Source organism: Variovorax sp. OAS795 (genome assembly GCF_040546685.1).
Lineage (GTDB): Bacteria > Pseudomonadota > Gammaproteobacteria > Burkholderiales > Burkholderiaceae_C > Variovorax.
This window is the reverse complement of sequence record NZ_JBEPOH010000002.1, coordinates 29,946-54,071: the sequence shown is the minus strand read 5'-3', so window position 1 is coordinate 54,071 and position 24,126 is coordinate 29,946. Positions and strand designations below refer to the sequence as shown.

The window sequence follows — 24,126 nt, the reverse complement described above, 5'->3', positions numbered from 1 at the left end:
GCGCTGGCGCGGCGGGACATTTCATTTTCAAGGACAATGCGGGCCGGTTCCGCGCCGCTGAATTTCGGTTTCAGCGCTTTCTTTTTTCAACGCTCGCAGAGCGGCTTGCCGCCGCCTTGCACACCGCCCGGCTCTCCGGAGCGCAGCGTACCGACCCATCTCCCATCCGGTGCAAGCATTGATTTCCGAAGCCGGCCCAGTGCTGGTCTTCATGGCCTGCGTGGCGCTGGCCACCTACGCCCAGAACCTTACCGGCTTCGCGTTCAGCCTGATCCTGCTCGGGCTGGTGTCGGTGTTCCACATCGCCAGCGTGAGCGACACGGCCAACGCCGCCACGGTGCTGAGCCTGATCAATGCCTGGACCTACTTCCGGGCGCGCCCCGGCGTGGTGCCGTGGCAGCTCATGAAACCGGCACTCAACGGCAGCACCGTGGGCGTGATCGTCGGTCTCATGCTGCTCACATGGCTGAGCGGCGGCGCGGTCGACTGGCTGCGGGGCCTGCTCGGCGCCTCGATCCTGGTCTGCGCGGTGCTGCTGGTGATGCAGGGCCGGCCGCTCGCGGCCGTGTCGGGCCGCGCGAGCTTTGCAGTCATCGGCGCGCTCTCGGGCGTGCTGGGCGGGCTGTTCTCGAGCTCGGGGCCGCCCATCGTGTTCCATCTGTACCGCCAGCCGCTGGAGCGCGAACTGGTGCGGCGCGCGCTGCTGCTGATGTTCGCGTTCAACTCGCTGGTGCGGCTGGTGATCGTCGTGCCGACGGGGCACTTCTCGTGGCATTCGGCGCTCCTGGCCGCATGCGCGATGCCGGTGGTCTGGGGCGTGACGCGCGTGCACCACCGGCTACCGAGCAAGCTGCCGCCGCGCATCCTCCAATGGGTGGTCGGCGCCCTGCTGGCGGCCGCGGGCAGCACGCTGCTCGCGAGCGCGTGGCTCGCGATTGCGGGCGCCGCCTAGCTGCGAATGTTTTTTGTGCAGTAATTGATTTATCTGACCAATTGCTGGGTATTTTTGAATCACTTTCCTTGAGTTCGAATGAAAACTATGGAATAGTTGATCCATGAGACCAGCTGGAGAGTCTTTTTCATTCAAGAAGCTGTTGGCAGTTGTCCCGCGCGGCACCCCTCTGGACGTGGCTTTCTTGAAGGAGCACGGCCTCAGTGCCGATCACGCCTCGCACCTCGCAAAGGCCGGCTGGCTCGAACATCTGGGGCGCGGCGTGTACATGCTGCCCGGCGATACGCTCAGCCGGGATGCATGCCTTGCCTACCTGATCCGTCGTCATGAGGGCATGCATGTGGGCGGAAAGACAGCGCTCCACTGGCGGGGGATACGCCACCATGTGAGCTTCCGGGAAAGCATCGCACTCTGGGGCGAGCAGCAGGTCCGCCTCCCTGCCTGGTTCACGAGCCGCTTCGAGTGCAGGTACCAGAGCACGCAGCTGTTCGATAGCGGATTGCCGAAGGGCTTTGCGCTCCAGTCCTTGCCCGGCGGGCATCCGGACGTTCTTGTCTCGACCCCCGAGCGTGCCCTGCTGGAGCACCTGAGCGACATCGGCAAGACGGAGTCATTGCAAGAGTCGCGCGACCTCGTCGAGGGCACGCGCAGCCTGCGCCTGCCAGTCCTGGAAACCCTGCTTGCCCGAACGACGCGCATCAAGGTGGTCCGCCTGGCGCGCACTCTTGCAGAAGAGCTCGACCTTCCCTGGGCGGCACTCGCGAAAACCTACAGCGACAAAAAAGGCGGGGCGGCGCGCTGGATCGCGGTATCCAAAAGCGGCGAACGATTGGACCTCAAGGCATGAAGCAGGAATACATCGACACGGTCCGGCTACTCATCGACATCGCCCCGGCGGTGCTCGCTTCGCCGCGCTTTGCGATCAAGGGAGGGACGGCCCTGAACCTCTTCGTGCAAGACATGCCGCGCCTCTCCGTCGACATCGACGTGGTCTTCACCGATCCCGCGATGTCGCGCGAGGAAGCCCTTGCCGTGATCGGATCCGACCTCGGACAGGCGGCCGCCATTCTCCAGGCCAGAGGGCTTTCCGTCGCGATTCCGAAGAAGCCGACCGGCGAAGACCTGAAGCTCTTCGTCCGCAACGGAAACATCGAAGTCAAGGTGGAAGTCAACCATGTCTTTCGCGGCGCCTTGCTGCCGACCAAGACAATGCCGCTGTCACTTGCGGCGCAAGACATGTTCACCTCGGGACTGACCGTTCCGATGCTGGATGAAGCAGAACTCTACGGGAGCAAGCTGGTGGCGGCAATGGATCGCCAGCACCCGCGCGACATCTTCGATGTCATGAAGATGTATGAAAAGTTCGGCCTTGCGGCCGGCTTTGTCGACTGCTTCGTTGCCTATCTGGCGGGACACAACCGACCGGTGCATGAGGTGCTGTTCAGCGTCGACGCGCCGTTCGATGCCATCTACGAGAATCACTTCAAGGGGATGACCATGGGCGAGGTATCCCTCGAGACCCTGCTCGAAACACGAGCCACCCTGAAAGCCGAACTGCCGAATGCCCTGACGCGCGAGCACAAGGACTTCCTGCTGTCATTGGTCAGGGCAGCGCCCGAATGGGACCTCATGCCGTTCCCTGTGCTTCAGGACCTCCCCGCGCTCAAATGGAAGTTGCTGAATCTGGAGAAGCTGAAAGCATCAAAACCAAAGATGTTCGATCGGCAATACGCGCTGCTGGCGGAACGGCTTGGCGGATAGCACGGCAACAGATATCCGACGCCTCCATCGGCCACGACGCAGCCCATTCAATCCGCGGTAGCGCCCGACTTCTTCACCAGCTCGGCCCAGCGGGGGATCTCCCGCGCCATGTGGTCGCGCAGTTCCTCCGGCGTGCTGGCCGCGATGTCCATGGCCAGCTGGCCGGAGAGCTTGGCCTGCACGTCGGGCTGCTTCAGGGCCTTCACGATCTCGGCATTGAGGCGCTGGATGATCGGCCTGGGCGTGCCCTTGGGCGCATAGACGGCCTGCCAAGACGACATCTCGAAACCGGGCACGCCCGACTCGATCATGGTCGGCAGCTCGGGCACCAGCGCGATGCGCTTGCCGGTGGTCACGGCGAGCAGCTTGAGCTTGCCGCTCTTGACCAGCGGCAGCGCCGCGGTCACCTGGTCGAACATGAAGGGCACGAGGCCCGATGCCACGTCGGTCATGGCCGGCGGCGTGCCCTTGTAGGGCACGTGCGTGAGCTTGACGCCGATCATGTCGGCGAACATCTCGCCGGCCAGGTGCGTCGAGGTGCCGGCGCCCGACGACGCGAAGGTGCGCTTGGATTCGTCCTTCTTCAGCAATGCGATCAGCTCGGCCACCGAGTTCACGCCGAGCTGGCTGTTGACGATCAGCACGTTGGGCAGCCGGCCGACCAGCGACACGGGCTCGAAGTCCTTCATCGGGTCGTAGGGCAGCTTCTTGTACAGGCTCGCGTTGATGGCGTGCGTGCTGATGGTGCCGCCGAACAGCGTGTAGCCGTCGGGCGCGGCCTTGGCCACGTAGGCCGCGCCGATGCCGCCGGCCTGGCCCGGCTTGTTGTCGACCACGACCGACTGGTGCAGGCTCTCCTGCAGCTTGTTGGCCAGCACACGGCCCACGATGTCGGTCGAGCCGCCGGCCGTGAAGGGCACGACGTAGGTGATGGCCTTGGCGGCGGGCCATTCGGCCTGCGCGAGCACCGCAGCAGGCGCCAGTGCGAAGGCGAAGGCAAAGAAGGCGAACGGCAGCTGCGCGGCGCGCTGGAGGAAGGGCATGGTCTTGTCTCTCTTTGTCGTGTGTCGGATGAAGCGGGGCCTCAGCGGCCGCGCGCCTGCCGCCATTCGGCGAACTCGGTGCGGCTTTGCGCCTCGGTCGGCGGATAGAGGCCGAGGATGGAGCGGCCTTCGAGCACCTTCTCCTGCACGAAGTCCTCGAACACGGTCATCTCCGTGGCCTCGGCCGCAACCTCGTCCGCGATGTCCTTCGGGATCACGATGACGCCTTCGGCATCGCCCACCACCACGTCGCCCGGCCACACCGCCACGTCGCCGCAGCCGATGGGCACGTTGATGTCGATGGCCTGGTGCAAGGTCAGGTTGGTCGGTGCGCTGGGGCGCTGGTGATACGCAGGGAAGCCCAGCTTTGCGATGTCGGGGCTGTCGCGAAATCCGCCGTCGGTGACCACGCCGGCCACGCCGCGCTTCATGAGCCGGCTCACCAGGATGCCGCCCGCCGATGCGGCGCGCGCGTCCTTGCGGCTGTCCATCAGCAGCACCGCGCCCTCGGGGCACTGCTCCACGGCCTGGCGCTGCGGATGGTTGCGGTCGTTGAACACAGTGATCGGGTTCAGGTCTTCGCGCGCGGGCATGTAGCGCAGCGTGAAGGCCTCGCCCACCATGTTGGCGAGGGCCGGGTTGAGCGGATGCACGTCCTGGATGAACTGGTTGCGCAGCCCGCGCTTGAACAGCGCGGTGCACAGGGTGGCGGTGCTGACCTTCATCAGCCTGTCGCGGGTCTGGGGATTCACATGGGTCTCCGTTGGATTCTTCAGAAGATGTCCGGCTCGGGCACCGGCCGGCCGAAGGTGGTTTCGAGAAAGTCGAAGTCGCAGCCCTCGTTGGCCTGCAGGATGTGGCGGCCGAACATCCAGCCGTAGCCGCGCTCGTAGCGCGGCGGGGGCGGCGTCCATGCGGCCCTGCGGCGCGCCAGCTCCTCGTCGCTCACTTCCAGGTGGATGAGCCGCTTCGGCACGTCGACGCGGATGCGGTCGCCGGTGCGCACCAGCGCCAGCGGTCCGCCCACGGCCGACTCTGGCGAGCAGTGCAGGAGGCAACCGCCGTAGCTGGTGCCGCTCATGCGCGCATCCGACAGGCGCAGCATGTCGGTCACGCCCTCTTTCAACAGCTTGGTCGGGATCGGCAGCATGCCCCATTCGGGCATGCCGGCACCGCGCGGGCCGGCATTGCGCAGCACCAGGATGTCGTCGCCGGTCACGTCCAGCGCGGGATCGTCCACCGCCTTCTTGAGGCTCGGGTAGTCGTCGAAAACCAGCGCGCGGCCGGTGTGCTGCAGCAGGTGCGGCGCACAGGCGCTGGGCTTGATCACCACGCCGTCGGGTGCGAGGTTGCCGCGCAGCACGGCCAGCGCGCCTTCGGCATAGATCGGGTTGTCCAGCGGCCGGATCACGTCGTCGTCGAACACCTCGGCGCCCTCGATGTTCTGGCCGATGGTGCGGCCGTTGACGGTGCGCGCCCCGGTGTCCAGGTGGCCGCGGATGCGCGCCAGCAGCGCGGGCAGCCCGCCGGCATAGAAGAAGTCTTCCATCAGGTAGGTGTCGCCGCTCGGCCGGATGTTGGCCACCACCGGCACGCGCCGGCTCGCGGCGTCGAAGTCGTCCAGCGTGACCGGATGGCCGGCGCGCCGCGACATGGCGATCAGGTGCACGATGGCGTTGGTGCTGCATCCCATGGCCATGGCACAGGCGATGCCGTTCTCGAAGTTGGCGCGCGTGAGCATCTTCGCGGGCGTCAGGTCGTCCCACACCATCTCGACGATGCGGCGGCCGCATTCGGCGCTCATGCGCACGTGGTTGGCGTCGGCCGCCGGAATGCTCGAGGCACCCGGCAGCGTGAAGCCCACGGCCTCGGCGATGCCCATCATGGTGGCCGCGGTGCCCATGGTCATGCAGGTGCCGTGGCTGCGCGCAATGCCGGCCTCCATCTCCTGCCAGGCCTGGTCGCTGAGCTGCCCGGCGCGGCGCTGGTCCCAGTACTTGAAGGCGTCCGAGCCCGAGCCCAGCACCTTGCCGCGCCAGTTGCCGCGCAGCATGGGGCCGGCGGGCAGGTAGATGAATGGCAGGCCCATGCTCAGCGCGCCCATCGTGAGGCCCGGCGTGGTCTTGTCGCAGCCGCCCATCAGCACCGCGCCATCGATCGGATGGCTGCGCAACAACTCTTCCGTTTCCATCGCGAGGAAGTTGCGGTAGAGCATGGTCGTCGGCTTGACCATGCTCTCGGACAGCGAGATGGCCGGGAGCTCGAGCGGAAAGCCGCCGGCCTGGAAGATGCCGCGCTTGACGTCCTCCACGCGCTGCTTGAAATGCGAATGGCACTGGTTGGCGTCGCTCCAGGTGTTGACGATCGCGATGACCGGCTTGCCCACCCAGTCGGTGGGCGCATAGCCCATCTGCATCACGCGCGAGCGGTGGCCGAAGGAGCGGAAGTCGTCGGGCGCGAACCAGCGGGCGCTGCGCAGGGTGTCGTAGGAGCGTGGCATCGAGGAGGCTGAACTGGATTCTTGAATGGACCGCGCGATTAAAACACTAATATATTACCTTGGCAAACGAGAATTCCAGCGAATGACCGCCCTCCCCCGGATCCGACTCGACCGCACCCGCCTGGCCGCGCCGCAGGTGCTCGAAAAACTGCGCGATGCCATCCTCTCCCTGGACCTCGTGCCCGGCACTGTGCTGGTGCGGCAGGAGCTCGCCGACCGCTTCGGCGTGAGCCAGACACCGGTGCGCGAAGCCTTGCTGCGGCTGAGCGAGGAAGGCCTGGTCGACGTGTTCCCGCAGCACGCCACGCTGGTGAGCCGCATCGACGTCGATGCCGCGCGGCAGGCGCACTTCCTGCGCCGCTCCATCGAGCTGGAGATCGTCCACCAGCTGGCCGGCGAAGCGCCGCCGGGCCTGGTGGCCCAACTGGAGGCGCAGGTCGCGCTGCAGGCCACGCTGGCGGCGGCGCGGCAGTACGGCGAGTTCGTCGGCGCCGACCGCAAGTTCCATCACCTGATGTACGAAGCCGCCAACGTGCCGAGCCTGTGGGACCTGGTGAGCCGCGTGTCGGGCCATGTGGACCGGCTGCGGCGCCTGCACCTGCCCACGGCGGGCAAGACGGAGGCGATCCTGCGCGACCACCGCGCCATCGTGCGCGCCATTGCGAGGGGCGACGGCGCGGCGGCCCAGAAGGCGCTGCGCGAGCACCTCTCGGGCACCCTGAGTTCGCTCCCGGAAATCTGCGCGCGGCATCCGGATTTCATCGCCCCCGGAAACTGAATACATCGGACAGCGGCGCTCCAATCCTCGCTCACGCCCCGGGCGTCAGTTCAAAGGTGTGAGGTGCGAGTGCGTGGGTACCGGCGGATGCGCGTGGGCGGGCATGGCCGCGCCGTCCGTCAGCGCCACCACGTTCGCCTGGCCGTGGCGAACGCCGCGCATGGACATCAGCTGGTCGGCCACGTCGTGAACGGCGGCAATCGAACCGCGCAGTACCACGCACTCCAGGCAACTGCCTAGGTCCAGCGGCGTCTGGTTGCACGCGGTCACCATGCCGTGGTGTGCATGCCGCAGCGCCTGCAGCCGCGTCACCAGTGCGCCTTCGCGGGTGTCGTACACATAGCTGACGCTGGCGATGCACGACGAGACCACGGCATCGAACTGCATGCCCCGGAGTCCGGCGCGGCCGAGCCCGTAGCGGATGAGGTCGCGCACGGCCTCGGAACGGCTCGTGTAGCGTTTCTGGGCGATGAGCATCTCGAACTGGCGCGCGAGTTGCTCATCGAGGGAAATGGTGAAGCGGTTCATCGGCGGTCTGCCCACAAGTACGCAGCCTGCCGCCCACCGGATTCACCGCGCAGCTTCCCATCCCGTCTTTTTTCTCTTCTCAGGAGAACGGCAGCACCTTCACGTCCAGCACGCGTTCGCACAGCCACACCGTGGCGAGGACCACCGCGGCCATCGAGCCGCCGTGCAGCACCAGCGGCGGATAGCGCCGCCAGCTGCGCAGCGCCAGCAGCACCGTGAGCACCACCGCCACCACGGCCAGCTGGCCGGCCTCCACCCCCAGGTTGAATTGAAGCAGCGCGAGCACGAACTGCCGCGTCGGCAATTCGAGTTCGCCCAGAGCGCCCGCAAAGCCGAAGCCATGGATGAGCCCGAACAGGAAGCTGAAAAGCTTGCGGCGTCCGCGCAGCACGGGCCGGATGTTGTCCAGCGCCGCCACGATGATGGTGGCCGCGATGGCGGGCTCGATGATGTGCGACGAGATCGTCACGATCTTCGATCCCGCGAGCGCCAGCGTGATCGAGTGCGCGATGGTGAACATCGTCACGATGCCGAGCATGGGCCAGGCGGCGTCCCTCCATGCGCGCACGGGCGTCCAGCCGCCATCCCTGCGCCGGAGCACGGCGGGCAGCAGCAGGCAGACCAGGAACAGGATGTGGTCGTAGCCGATCAGGATGTGGTGGATGCCATCGGCGAAGAAGCTGGGGGGTGGCGCCGCACCCTGGGCGCCCGCCCAGTCGATGGAGACGGGCCCGGCCGAGGGGTCCAGCGAGCGCAGCACCGGCGCGGCCGCGCCCTTGGCTTCGGCGCGCAGCAGGCCACGGTGCGTCGGGTCCACTTCCTGGAACAGGCGGTAGTCGATCGACAGCGCATCGGCCGCGCTGCACGGCGCCCGCATCTGCAGCACCAGGTAGGCGCCGTCGATGCGGTTCTCGATGGCGGGCGCCTGGGTTTCGGCGGGTACGCATCGGCCGCCCTGCAGGCGCAGGCGGCCCAGCGCATAGGCCTTGATGTCATCCAGGCGGGTGCGCACCTCGCCCCAGGAAAGTTTCTGGTCGGCGTTGGCGTCGAGGTCCAGCACCGCATCGAGGTCGCGCAGCGCGATGTCCCAGCGCAGGTCGATCCGGTCGCCGTCGCGCGAGAACTGGAGATAGGCGTCGCTGGCCTTGTGCGCATGCGCCGGAAGCATGAGCAAGGCGAGCATCCAGAAGAACAGCGCAGCCAGCAGCGGGCGACGGTGGTGCAAGGTCATGGCGCGGCGCTCAGAGCAGCGCATCGACGCGCGCGTCGCGAAGGCCGATCTGCCGCACCAGCGCCCCGACTTCGGCGCGCGCCGGCTCGTCCTTCGCCGCAACGGCCGCGCGTGCGAACAGCAGCAGGTCGACGGGTTCGCGCTGCAGCTGGACGTTGAGCCTGGCGAGCTCGAGCGCACGCCGGGCGTTGCCATCGACGTCGAGCGCGAACATCGCCTCTTCGCGCGCATGGACCGCGGTGGTGCCCGGCCGCTCCGCCGCCGCCCCGAAGCGCGCCCTGAGTTCGGCCGCGTCGGTGCGCGGGCCCTCGAGGCCGCGCGAGGCAATGGCCAGGCGAAGCAGCACCGCGTCGCTGCGCGCTTCGTTCCGAAGCAATGCGGGAATCTCCTCCGGCCTCCCGGCGCGCTGAAGATAGTCGCTGTAGGCAAGCAGCAGATAGCCCGAGCGCTCGGCCTGCAAGGCGCGGCGATACGCGTCCTCGGCCTCGGCCGGGCGGCCCGCGAGTTCCTCGGTCTCGGCCAGGCTGGTCAGCAGCCATTGGCGCGTGCCGGCCTGCTCCCGGGCCTGGAGCCGGGGGTCTTGCAGCAGTTCTTTGAAAGTGCCGCGCGCTTCGTCGTGGTTGCCGCGCAAGCCGGCGTTCTCCGCGATGCAGGCCAGCCCGTAGAGCGCCGGCCCGACACGGCCGAGCGCGTGGCAGGCAGCGTCCGATTCGCCGTAGCGGCCGCGTACCCGCAGGACAGTGGCCAGCGTGATCCAGGCCTGTGCATTGGACGGCTGTCGTGCGAGCGCGGCCTTCAGGAGCGCCTGTGCACCGTCGAAATCGTGCAGGAACTGCGCAATGCCGGCGCGCATCACCAGCACGGGTGGGGGCGTATCGCCGGGTGCTGCGGCGGCCCAGTGGGAAAGGGCGCCCATGGCATGGCCGGCGTAGCGCGCGTCGCCCTGCGATCTCGCAAGCTCGAGGTAGCGGGTGGCCGCCCCGATGGCCACGGCCGCGTCGGTCGGCCGTTGCTGCAGTTCCCGGCGCATCGCGCGTGCCTCGCGCGACCAATCGGCCACCGACGGCAACGATTCGACGACCTCGTTGTCGTCGGTGGGAACGCGCGGCGCGGCGCCGGCCCACGCCATCGCCCCGGCCATGGCCAGGGCGGCGGCACCTGCACGCAGTGCGGACGGGGGCGGCAGGCGTCGGCGCACGGTCATCACTCGGTGGAAATGGGGTCCTTGGTCTCGGAGCCCGGCGGCGGATCGAAGGTCGCCACGTCGACGGCTTCGGCCGTGTCGAGCCCACCGCCGTCCACCAGCGTCTTCACGTAGGCAATGAACGTGTCGTAGGCATCCGCTTGCGGCGGGGGCGCCGTCGGCGGCGGCTGCTGGCCCCCTCCGGCGGGTGGAAACGGATGGAAGCTGAAGCCCCCGCCCCCCCCTCCACCCCCGCCGCAGCCGGCGAGCGTGGCGGCGACCAGGAGCGGGCCGGCGATGCGATGGAACGTGATGTTCATGGCGTTCTCCTTACTGCGCACCTGGCAGCGGCGTGTTCAGGTACGGAAAGGTGTCCGGGAACTGCGCCGCGCTCTGCATGGCGCCGTCGGTGATCGCCGCGGAGCCGGCCGGCGCATCGGACGGCTTGCAGCCGACCTTGAGCGCGTCTTTGTCGCCGGTGGCCACGCACAGCACGCCCATGGCCACGCGCAGTTCGGCATCGACCACGTCGTCACCTGGGCGACGGCCGTTCGGGAAGCCCGCTGAATCGCCGCCCAGCACGCCCAGGTTGTTCTGGCCGGCCTTGGGTGTCGGCGCCGTGCTGGTGTTCAGCCGCAGCATTTCCGAGGCGGTCACGTTCGCGGGCTTGTTGACGCCTTCGACGCCGGTCAGGAACGCGGCCACGAGGTCGGTGCGCGGAAAGTTCGTCGGTGCCGGCGCCGAGGGGAACAGCGTCTGCACGAGCGCGGGCAGCGTCGGGTGGGTCACGTAGTCGATGAACTGGCCGTCGTCCTTCGGCCTGGAGCTGTTGAAGCGGTCCTTGTCCTTCAGGCCGATGACCACCTCGTTGACCAGCGGCATTCCCAGCCGCGAGACCTGCGCCCAGGCACCTCCGGCCAGCACGGTGGTGCCATGGCCGCGCTTGGGCGGGCTGGCGACCAGTTGGCCCTGGCGCACGCTCGCGGTGGTCCAGCCGCCGATGATCGGCTTGCCAGCCGTGGTGACGCAAGCGATGGGCACTTCGAGCGCCATGGTGGTGACGTTCTTGCCGGCCAGTGCGTCGGGGTTGCCGTTCGCCGCGCCGAGCGGGTTCAGGTTGATCAGATCGAACACCTGGCCAAGTGCCACGCTGAACGGATCCTTGCGCTGCCCCACGAACACGCGGCCTGGCGCCGCGCAGCCCGGGATGTTGACGTTGTACAGATGCTGGGCCGCATAGGCGGCATAGCCGGCAGGCCCGCCGAAGGTCTTGTCGCCGATGTTGTCGGTCGGCTTGTCGAATTCCCTGCTGCCGCCGGCTGCGGCGATGGCCTCGCTGGCGCCGGTGCGGCGGTCGCCGCGCACGATATTCAGCGTGAAGGTCTCGCGCAGGTTGCTGGTGGCCTGGTTCGGGCCCGTGATACCGCCGGCCTGCACGAGCGGAATGGAGACCTGCTTGCCCGCGATCGGCAGCTGGATGTCGCGCAGCGTGTTCTTGAAGCGGAACTGGAAGGTGATGTTCTCGACCGCATCGCCGTCGGTGTCCAGGTGGATCTCGTAGAGCGCGTTGGGGTCCATCGCGAAGTAGTTCGGGCCGCCGTACGGGCTCTGGTCGGGCTGGTAGTTGGCGATGAGCGTGACGTAGTCTTGCCGGCCCGGCTCGTAGCTGCGGAACATGTAGAAATCGGTGGCGTCCACCTTCGGCATGCCGGCAATCGAGGGCGCCTCGCGGTGGCTGGAGGCGAAAGCGCCGGGTGCGGTCATCGCGCATGCCGCGAGAACGCAGGCATGCAGGGGAATTCGAATGAAATTCATTGCTGTCACCCTCGGTAGGAGCTGGTTGTGGAAGAGACCCAGCTTGAATACGGAGGCCGCCGGCTGGCGGTTTGTCGGACGGCAGCGCGAGAATTTCATACGAATCGGGCCGCGCTTCACACTGCCCCTGGTTACCCATCTGCCGCGGTGGAACCGGGTGCTGCCGCGCCCCGGGCCATCCGGATCGCTAAAAAAGGTGATGTGTCATTACTACTTTCGCCGTATGCTGGCGCCAGGCGAAGATCGTCAAGAGGAGGGACCCACGCATGGCTTATTCCGGTGCTCCGCAAATCGTCCAACGAATCCTGGAAGGGCCCGTCACACGGCCCGCGCTTCAGCGCTGGCGGCGCCGGCGGTTCTTTTCGGAGGCGGGCTTCGCGGGCTGCTTCGGCCTGTTCAAGAGCTTTGCCGAGGCGCGCAGTTCCCTGCCTCCGAGTCCTGAATTCGACCATGCCGCGCTGGCGGCCGAGTACGTGGACGTGCGCACCAAGAAGATCTTTGCGTACGACTATCCGGTGATGTGGTGGCTCGAACGCGCGTTCCGCGATGGCGCCACCAGGGTGCTCGACATCGGGGGCTCGGTGGGGGTGCATTTCTATGCGTACCGCCGTTACTTCGAGATGCCCAGGGACCTCTCCTGGCGCGTGGTCGAGGTGCCGGCCATTGCCGCACTGGGCCGCGAGATGGCCAGCCAGCCCGATGCCGAGGCCGGTGCGCTGAGCTTTGCCGACGACCTCTCGCAGGCCCTGTCCGGCAACGACATCTGGATCTCCGCCGGGGCCCTGCACTACCTGGACAATGCGCGCCCCGCGCAGCTGCTCCAGCAGTGCGAGGAACGTCCCCGGCACATCCTCCTGAACAAGGTTCCGCTCTACGGCGGCGAAGACTACGTGACGACCCAGAACATCGGCGCCGGCTGCTTTGCACCGATGCACGTGTACAACCGGCGGCGTTTCGTGAAGGAGGTCGAGGCGCTGGGCTACACGCTGCGCGAGCAGTGGCAGGTGCCCGAGCGCTCGGTCGAACTGCCGGGGTTTCCCGAGCATTGCGTGCCGGTGTACAGCGGCCTCTACTTCACGCGTTGAATCGGCGCAACGCTCCCCCGGCCGCGGCAGCGCCGCGGTGCGCCGGAGGGTGCATCATTGCGGGCACCACCCTCGTGCCCGGGAAAGAATCCATGCTGCCTGCCACCGACTACGAATCGATGTTCGAGTTTGCCCCGTTGTCGCTCTGGCTGGAGGACTACAGCGGGCTGCACCGGTTGTTCGAGTCGTGGCGCAGCGCCGGCATCGTGGACCTGGTGGCGCACCTCCAGGCCGAGCCTGCGCACGTGCGCGAATGCATGGCGCAGCTGCGGGTGCTGCGCGTCAACCAGAGCACCCTGGCCCTCTACGGCGCTGCCGACCAGGCCGAGCTGCTGTCCCGGCTCCACAACGTCTTCAGGGACGACATGACCGCGCCCGTGATCTACGAGCTGGACCAGCTCTGGCGCGGCAAGCTCTGCTTCGACAACCAGACCGTCAACTACGCGCTCGACGGCCGCAGGCTCGACGTGCATGTGCGCGTGCAGGTGCTGCCGGGATACGAGGCCACGTGGGACCGCGTGCTGGTGTCTCTGGACGACATCACCGAGCGCGTGCGCGCGGAGCAGCTGCGGCTGGAAAGCGAGCGCTATGCGCGCGAGCTGTTCGAGCGCTCGCCGGTGTCGCTGTGGGTGGAAGACTTCAGCGCGGTCAAGACGCTGCTGGACGACATACGCAAGCGGGGCATCACCGACTTCACCACCTTCATCAAGGTGCATCCGGAGTTCATCACTCGCTGCATGCGCGAGATCCGCGTGATCGACGTCAACCGCGAGACGCTGCGCATGTTCGGTGCAGCCGACAAGAGCGAGCTGCTCGACAACCTCTCGGGCGTCTTTCGCGACGAGATGCACGACTCCTTCGCCGAACAGCTGCTGGACCTCTGGAACGGCAAGATGCTGCAGCAGCGCGAGGTCATCAACTACGCGCTCTCGGGCGACCTGCTGAACATCCACATGCAGTTCGCGGTGCTCGACGACCGGCTCGCCACCTGGGACCTGGTGCTGGTGTCGCTCATCGACATCACGGCCCGGAAAAAGGCCGAGGCGTACCTCGAATACCTCGGCAAGCACGACGTGCTGACGCAGCTGCGCAACCGCACCTTCTTCTCGGAAGAGCTGAACCGGCTCTCTCGCAAGGGCCCGTGGCCGGTGTCGGTGCTGGTGATCGACATGAACGGCCTCAAGCCCGTCAACGACGAGGAAGGCCACGCCGCCGGCGACGCGCTGCTGCGGCGCGTGGGCGAGGTGCTGGGCAAGGCCATCGACGAACCGGGCTGGCCCGCGCGCATCGGCGGCGACGAGTTTGCCGTGGTGCTGCCCAAGACCGACGAGCGCGGCGCCGAGGCGGTGCGCGACCGCATCGTCTCGATGCTCGAACTCAACAACCAGTTCTATGCGGGCCAGAGCGGGCGGGTGCTGAACCTTGCCATCGGGCTGGCCACCTGCGAGGCCGGCGAATCGCTCGACCTGGCACTGCAGCGCGCGGACCACGCGATGTACGCGGACAAGGCCAGGCACTACCGCGAGAGCCCGAACGAGCGGCGGCGCGATTGAAGCCTCGCGCCCCCGCTCACTTGTTGCGGCGGCGCCCCAGCACCGCGTGGACCGGCAAGGCCGCGGCCGACACAAGCCCCGCGATCCAGTGGATCTTGCTGATCCAGGGCCGCGCTTCTTCGCCGCCGAAATAGTAGAGCGCGTAGCCCGTCAGCACCAGCGCGGCCAGGAGGCAGAGGAAGACCAGCCCGCTTCGATGGTTCTTGCGCAGGTGCCACGCGCGCGCGACATGGTTCAGCAGCACCGTGCCGATCATCACGAGGAAGCCCATGGCCGCCGCGCCGTGCAGGCGCAGCCACCAGGGCTCCGACGCCTGGTGCAGGTCGCCGAACCCGGTCGGCACGGCCAGGAGGTAGTGGGCGACCAGCCAGCCCGCGCCCGAGAGCAACAGCAGCCCGGCCATGCCGTAGACCCAGTGCTGGTGCCTGCGGCCCAGCCGGACGGGCTGTGGCCCGGCGTGGTGAAGATGCGGCCTCATGCGGCAGCCGCCGCCGTCGGCATGGCGCTCCCGCATCGGCGCACCCCGCGGCCGTCGATCACGATCGCCTGCGCGCCGAAGCGCTCGAGGATGCGCGGCGCGCCTTCCGGTGCGAGCCGCACGACCTTGGTCAGCGCGTCGGCCGTCATGCCGTCGGCCGCCACCACCGTGACGCTTTGCCGCCAGCGCACACACGCGCGGCGCACCGGATCGACCAGCGGCTCCGCCGCGCTGCCCTCGGCTGTCCCTGTCCGGTCCGAGAAATAGCCGCTGGACGTGGCCACGGCGCCATCGCGGAAGACGCCGAGCCGCACGCGCGCGCCTGGCGCATCGGGGTGGCGCACATCAACCGGCTGCGGCTCGCCGAAGAAGCGCAGGTCGCCGCCCGCGTTGACGACGCCGCTGGCCACGCCATGGGCGCGCAGCGCGCCGATGGCGCAATCGACGGCATACCCCTTGGCGATGCCGCCCAGGTCGATCCATCCTTTGCGGCGCCAGCGCACGCGGTCGCCGGGCCGCAGCACCAAGTCCTGAAAGTCTGCTGCCGCGGCATTGGAGAGCCCCAAGGCTGCATGCCGGGGCAGCAAGCCACCGCGCATCAGTACATCGGCGATCGTGATGTCGAACGCGCCGCCCGAGATTTCGCCCAGTTCGCGCGCGAACTGCAGCACGCGGAAGGTCTGCGGATCGACGCAGACCTCGCAGTCGGCGCCGGCCGCATTGATCCTGGAAACATCGCTCGCGGGCGCATGGAAACTCATCAGCCGGTCGATCGTTTCGATGGACGCGAAGGCCGCATCGAGCGCCGCCTGCAGGCCGGCCGGGCCGCCCGCCGCGGAGATTTCGACCAGCGTCCCGAGCAGCGGCCGCGCGCGGCGCAGGCTACTTGAAGGCGATGGCATACGTGGCAAGCACGCGCTTGACGCCGTCGGTCACGTGCCTGGCCGAGAGCGTGGCGCCGCTGATGTTGTGGATGTCCTGCTCCAGCTTGAGAGGGGCCGCGGCGGTCTTGCCGATGAACTGCCTGCGCCAGTCGGGGTTGCGGACCTCGTAGCCGTAGGACTCGCGGTAGTCGACGATCTCGATCTGCTTCACGCTGCCGTCGGCATGGAGACCCACGGCATAGGTGATGAACTCGTGCTTGCCCACCACTTCGTCGAGGATGAACCATCCGCCGCCGCTGGCCTTCCAGGCCTTGATGTCCTTGTGGCGCACGTTGACGTCGGTGGTGTCCTCGATCTTCCTTGCCTGCGCGTCGCTCAGCGTGAAGAACGCCGGCGTGAGCTTCTCGCCGGGAAAGATCGCCTGCTGCGCTTCCTCGGTGCTGAAATACGTCGTCGCGTAGACCGACGTGGAGATCGCGGCCACCGGCAGCCACACCCAATGATCGAGCTTCATGCCAGGTCCCTTTCAGAAGTAGTAGCCGGCCTTGACACGGAGTCGGTAGCGCTCGAAGTCGTTGTCGAAGACCCGGCCTCCGATGAGGGAACCTGCCACGGTGTCCGAGTGCGCCTTGGCCCAGGGAAGCTGCTCCAGGAACGTTGCCGTGATGAAGAAGTTCCTGCCGCCGTAGTGGATGGCCGGGCCCACGTAGTAGCCGCTGTTCGACTGGTTCTTGAAGAGGTAGCTGTTGTATTCGTGTTCATTGACGAACTCGAAGCCGGCCGACCAGTTGGGTGCGAAGCGGTAGGACGCTGCCGCGTTGAAGTTGATGTCGGTCTCGTGCTGCCAGCTCCGCCCCGAGGGCGTGCCGTCGTCTTCGAGGTATCGCCATTCGGGCGCATAGGTGAAGTTGAACGCCGTGATCAGCCGGTCGTCCAGGAAGTTCTTCTGCAGGATGATCTTGGTCTCCAGCTCCCTGAACGAAGGACCCACCGTGGGCTCCACGTAGAACGCCAGGCCCACGCCATCGGTGTAGGGGCTCAGCACCCTGTAGATCGCCTCGCCGGACACGCCGACGAAGCGCGAGGCGCTCCAGCGCGCATCGGCACCCACGCTCTTGTCGGCAAACTGTTCGGGCGGCGTCGTCGCGCCGTCGGGTCCGTTGCGGTACGCGCGGGCCCACGCATAGTTGGCGTAGAGCGCCACCTGGAGCCGGTCGGACACGCCGTACTCGAACTCCGTGCGGCCCTCGAGCTGGTCGTACACGCCCGCGATCTTCTTGTTGCGCCAGGTCACCCACTGCTCGATTTCCTTCGCCCCCTTGGGCAGCAAGTCCGTGGTGTAGACGTATCCGAACTGGCTTTCTTCGGCAGACGCGGAAGCATTCAATCCGCAGCCCAGGGCGAGCACGATGAGGCAGCCCAGGAGGCGAGACAGGCGAGGCATGACGGCGCTTTCATTCAATGGAGATCCAATCCAAAAATAGTAACGAGAATCACTCATGCGCATGAGCAAACTGCACGCGGCGTTGTCTTCCCATCACAGAGTCAGGTCGCGGTCATGCGCGGTGCGCTACGGTTGCCCGGGTCATCGCAGCGAGCTGGAGCGAGCGGTTCCGGCGCGCGGGCCGGCGCGTTTTTCTGTGGGACCATCGATGCCTGCTTCACGTGCGCGCCACCCGTCGACATGCAAGACCGCTTCCTCGCCGACATCCTCCGGAACACCCACAACCGTGCCATCCTCGAACGCTGGCGCGCGCTTGCGCTGCCGGACGGCTGGCTGGTCGCGGGCTGCCTTTTCCAGACCGTCTGGAACATCCAGTCAGGCCGCGCGCCCGAGGCCGACATCAAGGACTACGACCTCTTCTATTTCGATCCCGCGGACACGAGCGAAGCAGGCGAACAGGCGGTGCAGGCGCGAACGGAGCAGGTGCTCGAAGACTTGGGCGTCCAGGTGGAGGCCTCGAACCAGGCGCGCGTGCACCTCTGGTACGAATCGTATTTCGGGCGGCCTTGCGGCGCACTGCAAAGTGCCAAGGACGGCATCGACCGCTTCCTTGTGCCGGCCACTTGCGTCGGCATCCGGCCCGGCGAGGTCTATGCACCGAACGGCCTGCACCTGGTGTACGAAGGGGTGCTCACACTGAACCCGATGACGCCCCATCGCGAACTGTTCGACCGCAAGGTCGCGTCCTATCGATCGCGCTGGCCGTGGCTCAGTGTCGGCGGTAGCGAAGCGAATGCGCTCGCTATCGATCGGCCAGGCGCTCCTGCAGGAACTCGATGAACCGCAGCGTCTTGGCCGGCAGCAGCCGCGTCTCGGTCAATGCGTACACCGGCACGGGCTTTCCATGCCAGGCCGGCAGGATGCGGCAGAGGCGCCCCTCGGCCACGTCGTCGGCCGCCACGCGCTCGGCCAGCAGCGCGATGCCCTGGTCGAGCACCGCGAGGCTGCGGTACATGCCGACGCTGTTGACCGTGAAGCGCCGGCCGATCGCCACCTCGCAGCTTGCATCGCCCTTGTGCAAGACCCAAGGACCGAATTTCGGATAGCCGATGCATTCATGCTGCAGCAGCTCGGCCGGATCGGTCGGCTCGCCTGAATTCTTCAGGTAGCGCGGCGACGCATAGAGGTAGGTCGTGAGGCGCGCGAGCTGCCGCGCGATCAGCGTCGAGCTGGGTTGTTCGCCCATGCGGATCGCGACGTCGAAAGGCTCGGTCACCAGGTCCACCCTGCGCGGCGTGAGGTCCAGGTCGAACGCGATGCCCGGATAGCGGCGTGCGAACTCCGCGATCAGCGGCGCCATGTAGATGGTCGCAAAGTCCACCGGCAACGAAGCGCGCAGCACGCCGGTGGGCTGCGCCAGCATCTGGCCCAGTTGCTCGTGCGCGATCCGCGCCTCGTCGACGATGCGCCGGCATCGCTCGTAGTAGATCTGCCCCGCCTCCGTGAGCTCGATCCTGCGTGTCGTGCGGTGCAGGAGGCGCAGGCCGATCGATTTTTCCAGCGCCCCGACCCTGCGCGACAAGGTCGAGTTGGGCACGCCCGTCACCTCCGCCGCACCGCGAAAGCTCCTGGCTTTCACGACCTCCACGAAGAGGGCCATGTCGTTGAGATATTCCATGCTATTGCGCCATATGTGGATCAATGATTCTCACGAGACCATCTTTATCTCACAGTTGGCCTAATCCAAGATCGGGTTTCCTGATTCCCCAACCCGACAAGAGACCCCTCATGCAACCCCTGTTCAGCCCCTTCAGCCTCGGACGCTACACACTGTCCAACCGCCTCGCCATGGCACCGATGACGCGTTCGCGCGCCCGGCCCGACGGCACGCCCGGCCTCGCCGCCGCCACCTACTACGCCCAGCGTGCCGGTGTCGGCCTGATCGTCACCGAGGGCACGCAGCCTTCCGACGACGCGCAGGGCTACCTCGCCACGCCCGGCATCTACACCGACGCCCACGTCGCAGGCTGGAAGGCCGTCACGCAGGCCGTTCATGACAAGGGCGCGCATCTCTTCATCCAGCTGATGCACGCGGGGCGCATGTCCCACCCCGACAACACGCCGCACCATCGGCAGGCCGTGGCGCCCTCCGCCATCGCACCCGACACACAGATGTTCACCATGACCGGCATGCAGCCCATTCCCGCGCCGCGCGCGCTGACGACCGACGAGATCCGCCAGACCGTGGCGGACTTCCGGCATGCCGCGCGCCGGGCTATCGAAGCCGGTGCCGACGGCGTCGAGATCCACGGTGCCAATGGCTACCTGGTCCAGCAGTTCTTCGCCCCGAGCGCCAACGACCGTGCCGACGCCTACGGCGGACCGATCGAGAACCGGGCACGCTTTGCCATCGAGGTGGCCGCGGCCATCGCAGAGGAGATCGGCGCGGACCGGACCGCCATTCGCCTGTCGCCCGGCGCAAGGCTCGGGGGCATCGACGAGGGTCCCCAAGGGCCCGCGCTGTACCGCTACCTGGTGGCCGAGCTGGACAAGCTGGGCCTGGCCTACGTGCATGTGATGCACACGGGCGACGAGGCGATGCTCGCGGACATCCGCCGGCTCTGGCGCGGTGCGCTCATCGTGAACCGGCCGGGACGCGCGCGCGAACAGATCGGCGCCGACGTGGCCTCGGGCCTGGCCGAACTGGAGTCGTACGGGCAGGGGGTGCTCGCCAACCCGGATTTCGTCGAACGCCTGAAGACCAATGCACCGATGAACGAAGCGGATCCCGCCACCTTCTATGGCGGCGGCGCAGAGGGCTACACCGACTACCCGGCGCTGGGTGCAGCGGACCCGCTTCAACGCGCTGTGCTCTTCCGCGCCTATGGCAGTGCCGCTTCCGCCGAAGTCGCCGAGATTGCGCGGCCCGCAGCCGGACCGGGCCAGGTCCTGGTCCGCGTGCGAGCCGCCGGCATCAACGGCCTCGACTGGAAAGTTCGCGAAGGCTTCGTGCGGGAGGCTTTCCCGCTTCAACTGCCCGCCGTGCTGGGCATCGAGCTTGCGGGCGTCGTCGAAGCGCTCGGCCCGGGTGCTTCGCGCTTTCGCGTGGGCGATCGCGTGATGGGGCCGCTCGGCGGGCTCGGTGCCTATGCCGATTTCGTGGCCGTCGACGAGGCGAACCTGGTGCGCACGCCGCACAGCCTGGACGACGTCCAGGCGGCCGGCATTCCCGTCGCGGCCGTGGCCGCCTGGCAGAGCCTGCACCATGCGGGGCCGATTGCCGCGGGCCAGCGCATCCTGATCCACGGCGCGGCCGGAGGGCTGGGCGGCTATGCCGTGCAGTACGCCAGGCGCGCGGGCGCCGAGGTCTTCGCCACCGCGTCGACGGCGCACATCGGCTACGTTCGAAGCCTCGGCGCGGCCCACGTCATCGACTACCGGAGCGAACGCTTCGAATCGGTGGCGCGGGACATCGACCTGGTGCTCGACTACGTCGGTGGCGACGTGCTCGACCGCTCGTGGCAGGTGCTCTCGAAGGACGGCGCGATCGTCGGCACGTCGTCGCCCGACATCCTGGCGCGCACGCCGCCCGGCCGCCGCGGGCTGTGGTTCATGAACAAGGCGGATGCGCCCCTGCTCGAACGGCTGGTGGCGGAGATCGCCCAAGGCTCGCTGCGCCCGAAGTTGGCCGAAGTGGTGGGCTTCAACGACCTTCCCGCCGCCATCGAGCGCAACCGCACCGGCCCGCGCATCGGCAAGGTCGTGGCCGACTTCTCACGCTAGGCCTTGCGCCAGCCGGCGAGGTGCCCGCCTTGCCGGCCGGCGGTCAGGACGGCTTGCCGGCATCGCGCAGGCACTGCTGCATGAACGATGCGGCGCTCTCCAGGGCCTGCCGCGCTTCAGGCTGCAAGCTTGCAACGAAGTGCCAGGCATGGAACATGTGGGGCCAGACTTCGAGCGTCATGCGCACACGGTTCTCGGCAAGGTGCGTCGCCAGGCGCATGCCGTCGGTGAGCATCAGTTCCGCCTCGCCCATCTGCACCATGATGGGCGGCAGGCCCGTCACATCGGCAAAGACGGGCGATGCCATCGGATGATTCGGCAAGGCGCCATGCAGGAACACGTTGGCCAGGAACACGAGGCCGGCCTTGCTGTTCAAGGGGTCGATGGTTTCCCGGTTCGTCATCGAGATGCCCGTGTGCTCCAGGTTGGCCCAGGGCGAAATCGCCACGCCACCCGCCGGCAACGGCAAGCCGGCGTTGCGGGCCGCCACCATCACCGTCACGGTCATTGCGCCCCCGGCGGACTCGCCGGCAAAGACGATGCTGCGGGCCGGATGCCCCGCATCGAGCAGGCCCTTGTAGAACCGCAGGGTGTCGTCGATGGGGACCGGGAACGGGTGCTCGGGCGCGAGCCGGTAGTCCGGCAGGAACACCTTGGCGCCCAGCATCTTCGCCAGGTGGCCGCCGATGCCGTGGTAGCCGTCCGGCCCGCCCACGATGTAGGCGCCCCCATGGATGTAGACAACGATCGCGTCGGTCCCGACGACGTCGGGGATCGCGACCTGGCCCGGCACCCCGCCCATCACGACATGCTCGAACGTGATGCCCGGCGGAGCAGGGTTCTGCGCCAGCATGCCGTTGTAGGCGGCCCGGATCTGGTCCAGCGACACCGTCTTGTTCTCGCCTGTCAGCATAGGTCCGAGGTCCTGCAGGCTCTCGCTCCATTGCTTCACGAATGCCCGCGCTTCCTGGGTCAGCATCGATACTCTCCGGTTGGGTGGAAAAACAAGGCCGGGCCTCAGACCCGCGGATCGGAGAAGAAGCCGACGATCTCGGGCAGCACGATCTCCGGGGCTTCCAGCGTGGGGCTGTGGCCGATCTTCTTCAGCCGGATCAGCTTCGCATTCGGCAGCTCGGCCTTCATCTGGTCCGACCACGCGGGCGGACGCGGCATGTCTTCTTCGCCGTTGATGATCAGCACCGGGATCTGGATGGACGGCAGCAAGTCGACCGAGCTCTCCCGATGCATGACGCCCTTCATCGCAGGACGCAGCGACTTCGGCAGGGCCGCGATGCGCTCGCGCCAGTAAGCCACCATCTCCTGCTTGGCGGGGTCCTGGCGGGTGGTTTCGCCGAACATCACGCGCATCGTCATCTCCAGGATCTCGCCCGTGAAGCCTTGCCGGCCGGCATCGACCACCCACTGCGCGAAGAGTGCGCCCTGATCGGGCGGTTCGCCGCACGCCGACGAGCCGGCGACCACCAGCGAACGGAACAGGTCCTGCCGCCGCGCGATGAGGCGGAATGCAACGTCCCCGCCCATCGACTGGGCCATCACGTTGATCGATTGGAGCCCCATGGCGTCGATCAGCGCCTGCATGTCGTCCGCGCACTGGTCCATGCTGATGATGTCCACGTCCTCGATCGCGCTCTTGCCCTGGCCGCGGAAGTCGGGGCGAACGACCCTGAACTTGCCTTCGGCCGCCTTGACCAGGCCGTCGAACATGGTGCCGTCCAGGAAGCAGGAGTGCAGGCAGAGGATGACGGGAAGATCGCTCTCCCCCGTGTCCTCGACCCAGAGTGTCGTGCCGTTGATTTCTTTGCGAGTGCCTTGTGCCATGAAGATTTCTCCGTTTTCCGATGGGTTCAATGGCCGGCGCCGGCCTTCTGGAGAAAGGCCCGCACCGTCTCGCAGAACTCGAGCGGGTTCTCGGTCATCGGGTAGTGCCCGGTGCCCGCGAGCACGGCGATCCGGCTGCCGGGAATGCGCGACGCGGTCTCCTCGACCTTGCTCTGGTAGACCAGCCAATCGGCATCGCCGCGCAGCAGCAGCACAGGCGCCTTGATCTTTCCGACCTCGCCGCGCTTGTCGAAATTGCCATAGCCGGTCAGGTCGCCGCGCATCACTTCGGGCGTGGTGCGGGAGATCTGCCACACCACGTCGCGTGCGCGGTCCGGCGGCGTGCGATGGCCGGTCATGGAGCGCGACCAGGCGCCGATGATGTCGGTGCCGTTCATCAAGAGCATGTCGAGGAAGAACTCGGAAACCGTCGGCGTGTAGTCCGCGCCTTCGGCCGAGACGATCGCGCTGTAGGCGTCGGGCCGGCGCGCGCCCAGCTCCAGCACCAGGTTGCCGCCCATGGAGCAACCGATGATCGCGGGCTTCACGAGGCCGAGCTTGTCCATGAGCTTCTCGTTGAACTCGGCATGGCGCGTGAGGCTCTGGAACGGGCCCTCCGCGGGCAGCTCCGACTTGGAGTGGCCCGGCGCATCGACGGCGATGACGCGATAGCTGTCGGACAGGCCTTCGAGCACATGCCGGTACATCAGCGTGTCCTGCGATGCCGCGTGGAAGCAGATGATCGGATCGCCCTCGCCCGCTTCTTCGTAGTAGACGCGGATGCCATCGACGACGACGTAGTGGCCCGTGATCTCCTTGCCCGAGACTTTGCCCGCCGGCGAGTACGAGGGCGCCTCGCCGGGCACGGGCTTGTCGACCCGCTTCATGGCATCGAAGGCCCGGGCCATCACATCGACATAGCGCCAGGCGGCGACCGTGTTGCCCGACAGCGCCAGGCGGCCGAGGCCCGGTGAGAGCGCCTCGAACCAATCGATCTTGCCGTCGAGCACGCGCTGCCATTCCTCGTCGGGCCCGCCGACCTCGATCTCTGCGCCGAGCGGAATCCCTTCCGGAAACGCCGCGACCGCGCGGCCGGCGACGACGGACAAGGTCGAATGGCCCTTGTCGTGATTGAACTGGATCTGCCCGCTGAAATACTTGGCGGCCTGGGTCCAGTGGCGATCGGCGTTGAGTTCCGCGATGTACCGTTCCCACCAGGCCTTGTCTGAAAGTTTGAACATGATGTGTCTCCGAGTTATGGGATCGTCA

Annotated in this window: 24 protein-coding genes and 1 pseudogene; 9 read left to right on the top strand and 16 right to left on the bottom strand. The window is 67.3% G+C overall.

Annotated elements, in window-relative coordinates; genetic code table 11:
* Positions 1-169: 169 nt before the first annotated feature.
* From ABID97_RS25670 to ABID97_RS25660, 3 genes are all read left to right on the top strand, one after another.
* Positions 170-952, top strand: coding sequence for a sulfite exporter TauE/SafE family protein (locus ABID97_RS25670; protein ID WP_354401941.1), 783 nt, complete (start codon positions 170-172; stop codon positions 950-952).
* Between the two features lie 103 nt (positions 953-1,055).
* Positions 1,056-1,799, top strand: a complete 744-nt coding sequence (locus ABID97_RS25665) for a type IV toxin-antitoxin system AbiEi family antitoxin domain-containing protein (protein ID WP_354401940.1) — start codon at positions 1,056-1,058, stop codon at positions 1,797-1,799.
* Positions 1,796-2,713: a nucleotidyl transferase AbiEii/AbiGii toxin family protein gene (locus tag ABID97_RS25660; protein ID WP_354401939.1), complete on the top strand. Its 918-nt coding sequence runs from the start codon at positions 1,796-1,798 to the stop codon at positions 2,711-2,713. Before ABID97_RS25665 ends, ABID97_RS25660 begins: the two co-directional genes overlap by 4 nt.
* Before the next feature lie 47 nt (positions 2,714-2,760).
* On the opposite strand, the gene ABID97_RS25655 is transcribed toward ABID97_RS25660, so the two are convergent.
* From ABID97_RS25655 to araD, 3 genes are read right to left on the bottom strand one after another with little or no spacing between them, the layout of a single operon-like run.
* The gene (locus tag ABID97_RS25655) at positions 2,761-3,756 is read right to left on the bottom strand and encodes a Bug family tripartite tricarboxylate transporter substrate binding protein (protein WP_354401938.1); all 996 of its coding nucleotides are present in this window, start codon (positions 3,754-3,756) and stop codon (positions 2,761-2,763) included.
* 41 nt (positions 3,757-3,797) lie between these two features.
* A complete protein-coding gene (locus ABID97_RS25650) occupies positions 3,798-4,508 on the bottom strand; it encodes a ribonuclease activity regulator RraA (protein WP_354401937.1) in 711 nt (236 codons plus the stop codon).
* Between the two features lie 20 nt (positions 4,509-4,528).
* Complete coding sequence (gene araD / locus ABID97_RS25645) at positions 4,529-6,256, bottom strand: L-arabinonate dehydratase (protein ID WP_354401936.1); 1,728 nt, start codon at positions 6,254-6,256, stop codon at positions 4,529-4,531.
* A gap of 82 nt (positions 6,257-6,338) precedes the next feature.
* Between araD and ABID97_RS25640 the strand changes: the two genes are divergently transcribed.
* Positions 6,339-7,034 (top strand): GntR family transcriptional regulator, encoded by a 696-nt coding sequence (locus ABID97_RS25640; RefSeq protein WP_354401935.1) that lies wholly within the window; start codon positions 6,339-6,341, stop codon positions 7,032-7,034.
* A gap of 45 nt (positions 7,035-7,079) precedes the next feature.
* Here the strand turns inward: ABID97_RS25640 and nikR are convergent, their stop codons facing one another.
* The 5 genes from nikR to ABID97_RS25615 form a co-directional block, all read right to left on the bottom strand.
* On the bottom strand, positions 7,080-7,562 hold the full coding sequence (gene nikR / locus ABID97_RS25635) for a nickel-responsive transcriptional regulator NikR (protein WP_354401934.1): 483 nt from the start codon (positions 7,560-7,562) through the stop codon (positions 7,080-7,082).
* Between the two features lie 79 nt (positions 7,563-7,641).
* Positions 7,642-8,793 (bottom strand): HupE/UreJ family protein, encoded by a 1,152-nt coding sequence (locus ABID97_RS25630; RefSeq protein ID WP_354401933.1) that lies wholly within the window; start codon positions 8,791-8,793, stop codon positions 7,642-7,644.
* A 10-nt stretch (positions 8,794-8,803) separates the two neighbouring features.
* Positions 8,804-9,997, bottom strand: a complete 1,194-nt coding sequence (locus ABID97_RS25625) for a tetratricopeptide repeat protein (RefSeq protein WP_354401932.1) — start codon at positions 9,995-9,997, stop codon at positions 8,804-8,806.
* Complete coding sequence (locus tag ABID97_RS25620; protein ID WP_354401931.1) at positions 9,997-10,296, bottom strand: hypothetical protein; 300 nt, start codon at positions 10,294-10,296, stop codon at positions 9,997-9,999. The genes ABID97_RS25625 and ABID97_RS25620 overlap by 1 nt, the downstream gene beginning before the upstream one ends.
* Before the next feature lie 10 nt (positions 10,297-10,306).
* Complete coding sequence (locus tag ABID97_RS25615) at positions 10,307-11,791, bottom strand: DUF4331 domain-containing protein (protein ID WP_354401929.1); 1,485 nt, start codon at positions 11,789-11,791, stop codon at positions 10,307-10,309.
* Positions 11,792-12,057: 266 nt separating this feature from the next.
* Between ABID97_RS25615 and ABID97_RS25610 the strand changes: the two genes are divergently transcribed.
* Positions 12,058-12,876 (top strand): methyltransferase, TIGR04325 family, encoded by an 819-nt coding sequence (locus ABID97_RS25610; RefSeq protein WP_354401928.1) that lies wholly within the window; start codon positions 12,058-12,060, stop codon positions 12,874-12,876.
* A 92-nt stretch (positions 12,877-12,968) separates the two neighbouring features.
* Entirely contained in the window at positions 12,969-14,429 is a 1,461-nt protein-coding gene (locus ABID97_RS25605) for a sensor domain-containing diguanylate cyclase (protein ID WP_354401927.1), read from the top strand.
* Positions 14,430-14,445: 16 nt separating this feature from the next.
* On the opposite strand, the gene ABID97_RS25600 is transcribed toward ABID97_RS25605, so the two are convergent.
* From ABID97_RS25600 to ABID97_RS25585, 4 genes are read right to left on the bottom strand one after another with little or no spacing between them, the layout of a single operon-like run.
* Positions 14,446-14,907, bottom strand: a complete 462-nt coding sequence (locus ABID97_RS25600; RefSeq protein WP_354401926.1) for a hypothetical protein — start codon at positions 14,905-14,907, stop codon at positions 14,446-14,448.
* Complete coding sequence (locus ABID97_RS25595; protein WP_354403055.1) at positions 14,904-15,809, bottom strand: FAD:protein FMN transferase; 906 nt, start codon at positions 15,807-15,809, stop codon at positions 14,904-14,906. The genes ABID97_RS25600 and ABID97_RS25595 overlap by 4 nt, the downstream gene beginning before the upstream one ends.
* A complete protein-coding gene (locus tag ABID97_RS25590) occupies positions 15,790-16,305 on the bottom strand; it encodes an FMN-binding protein (protein ID WP_354401924.1) in 516 nt (171 codons plus the stop codon). The genes ABID97_RS25595 and ABID97_RS25590 overlap by 20 nt, the downstream gene beginning before the upstream one ends.
* Positions 16,306-16,317: 12 nt before the next feature.
* Entirely contained in the window at positions 16,318-17,235 is a 918-nt protein-coding gene (locus ABID97_RS25585; RefSeq protein ID WP_354401923.1) for a DUF6662 family protein, read from the bottom strand.
* Between the two features lie 240 nt (positions 17,236-17,475).
* Here ABID97_RS25585 and ABID97_RS25580 point away from each other — a divergent pair, with 240 nt between their 5' ends.
* On the top strand, positions 17,476-18,075 hold the full coding sequence (locus ABID97_RS25580; protein ID WP_354401922.1) for a nucleotidyltransferase family protein: 600 nt from the start codon (positions 17,476-17,478) through the stop codon (positions 18,073-18,075).
* On the opposite strand, the gene ABID97_RS25575 is transcribed toward ABID97_RS25580, so the two are convergent.
* Entirely contained in the window at positions 18,038-18,913 is an 876-nt protein-coding gene (locus tag ABID97_RS25575) for a LysR family transcriptional regulator (protein ID WP_354401920.1), read from the bottom strand. The two genes, ABID97_RS25580 and ABID97_RS25575, sit on opposite strands and share 38 nt — an antisense overlap.
* A gap of 110 nt (positions 18,914-19,023) precedes the next feature.
* Here ABID97_RS25575 and ABID97_RS25570 point away from each other — a divergent pair.
* Positions 19,024-20,085: pseudogene (locus tag ABID97_RS25570) on the top strand (alkene reductase); the annotation flags it as partial.
* Positions 20,074-21,018, top strand: a complete 945-nt coding sequence (locus ABID97_RS25565) for an NADP-dependent oxidoreductase (protein ID WP_354403054.1) — start codon at positions 20,074-20,076, stop codon at positions 21,016-21,018. The pseudogene ABID97_RS25570 and the gene ABID97_RS25565, both read left to right, overlap by 12 nt.
* 43 nt (positions 21,019-21,061) lie before the next feature.
* Here the strand turns inward: ABID97_RS25565 and ABID97_RS25560 are convergent, their stop codons facing one another.
* The 3 genes from ABID97_RS25560 to ABID97_RS25550 are packed head-to-tail and all read right to left on the bottom strand — an operon-like array spanning position 21,062 to position 24,098.
* A complete protein-coding gene (locus tag ABID97_RS25560) occupies positions 21,062-21,997 on the bottom strand; it encodes an alpha/beta hydrolase (protein ID WP_354401918.1) in 936 nt (311 codons plus the stop codon).
* 38 nt (positions 21,998-22,035) lie between these two features.
* Entirely contained in the window at positions 22,036-22,857 is an 822-nt protein-coding gene (locus tag ABID97_RS25555; protein WP_354401917.1) for an alpha/beta fold hydrolase, read from the bottom strand.
* A gap of 26 nt (positions 22,858-22,883) precedes the next feature.
* Positions 22,884-24,098 carry an alpha/beta fold hydrolase gene (locus tag ABID97_RS25550; RefSeq protein ID WP_354401915.1) on the bottom strand — a complete coding sequence of 405 codons (1,215 nt, stop codon included), beginning with the start codon at positions 24,096-24,098 and terminating at the stop codon, positions 22,884-22,886.
* Positions 24,099-24,126: the final 28 nt, after the last annotated feature.

What these genes read in the sequence shown, in the direction of transcription:
- ABID97_RS25615 (WP_354401929.1), bottom strand. Translation starts at nt 11,791, where the DNA reads ATGAATTTCATTCGAATTCCCCTGCATGCCTGCGTTCTCGCGGCATGC.
- ABID97_RS25600 (WP_354401926.1), bottom strand. Translation starts at nt 14,907, where the DNA reads ATGAGGCCGCATCTTCACCACGCCGGGCCACAGCCCGTCCGGCTGGGC.
- ABID97_RS25605 (WP_354401927.1), top strand. Translation starts at nt 12,969, where the DNA reads ATGCTGCCTGCCACCGACTACGAATCGATGTTCGAGTTTGCCCCGTTG.
- nikR (WP_354401934.1), bottom strand. Translation starts at nt 7,562, where the DNA reads ATGAACCGCTTCACCATTTCCCTCGATGAGCAACTCGCGCGCCAGTTC.
- ABID97_RS25560 (WP_354401918.1), bottom strand. Translation starts at nt 21,997, where the DNA reads ATGCTGACCCAGGAAGCGCGGGCATTCGTGAAGCAATGGAGCGAGAGC.
- araD (WP_354401936.1), bottom strand. Translation starts at nt 6,256, where the DNA reads ATGCCACGCTCCTACGACACCCTGCGCAGCGCCCGCTGGTTCGCGCCC.
- ABID97_RS25665 (WP_354401940.1), top strand. Translation starts at nt 1,056, where the DNA reads ATGAGACCAGCTGGAGAGTCTTTTTCATTCAAGAAGCTGTTGGCAGTT.
- ABID97_RS25585 (WP_354401923.1), bottom strand. Translation starts at nt 17,235, where the DNA reads ATGCCTCGCCTGTCTCGCCTCCTGGGCTGCCTCATCGTGCTCGCCCTG.
- ABID97_RS25580 (WP_354401922.1), top strand. Translation starts at nt 17,476, where the DNA reads ATGCAAGACCGCTTCCTCGCCGACATCCTCCGGAACACCCACAACCGT.
- ABID97_RS25640 (WP_354401935.1), top strand. Translation starts at nt 6,339, where the DNA reads ATGACCGCCCTCCCCCGGATCCGACTCGACCGCACCCGCCTGGCCGCG.
- ABID97_RS25655 (WP_354401938.1), bottom strand. Translation starts at nt 3,756, where the DNA reads ATGCCCTTCCTCCAGCGCGCCGCGCAGCTGCCGTTCGCCTTCTTTGCC.
- ABID97_RS25620 (WP_354401931.1), bottom strand. Translation starts at nt 10,296, where the DNA reads ATGAACATCACGTTCCATCGCATCGCCGGCCCGCTCCTGGTCGCCGCC.
- ABID97_RS25660 (WP_354401939.1), top strand. Translation starts at nt 1,796, where the DNA reads ATGAAGCAGGAATACATCGACACGGTCCGGCTACTCATCGACATCGCC.
- ABID97_RS25625 (WP_354401932.1), bottom strand. Translation starts at nt 9,997, where the DNA reads ATGACCGTGCGCCGACGCCTGCCGCCCCCGTCCGCACTGCGTGCAGGT.
- ABID97_RS25595 (WP_354403055.1), bottom strand. Translation starts at nt 15,809, where the DNA reads ATGCCATCGCCTTCAAGTAGCCTGCGCCGCGCGCGGCCGCTGCTCGGG.
- ABID97_RS25550 (WP_354401915.1), bottom strand. Translation starts at nt 24,098, where the DNA reads ATGTTCAAACTTTCAGACAAGGCCTGGTGGGAACGGTACATCGCGGAA.
- ABID97_RS25590 (WP_354401924.1), bottom strand. Translation starts at nt 16,305, where the DNA reads ATGAAGCTCGATCATTGGGTGTGGCTGCCGGTGGCCGCGATCTCCACG.
- ABID97_RS25575 (WP_354401920.1), bottom strand. Translation starts at nt 18,913, where the DNA reads ATGGAATATCTCAACGACATGGCCCTCTTCGTGGAGGTCGTGAAAGCC.
- ABID97_RS25555 (WP_354401917.1), bottom strand. Translation starts at nt 22,857, where the DNA reads ATGGCACAAGGCACTCGCAAAGAAATCAACGGCACGACACTCTGGGTC.
- ABID97_RS25610 (WP_354401928.1), top strand. Translation starts at nt 12,058, where the DNA reads ATGGCTTATTCCGGTGCTCCGCAAATCGTCCAACGAATCCTGGAAGGG.
- ABID97_RS25630 (WP_354401933.1), bottom strand. Translation starts at nt 8,793, where the DNA reads ATGACCTTGCACCACCGTCGCCCGCTGCTGGCTGCGCTGTTCTTCTGG.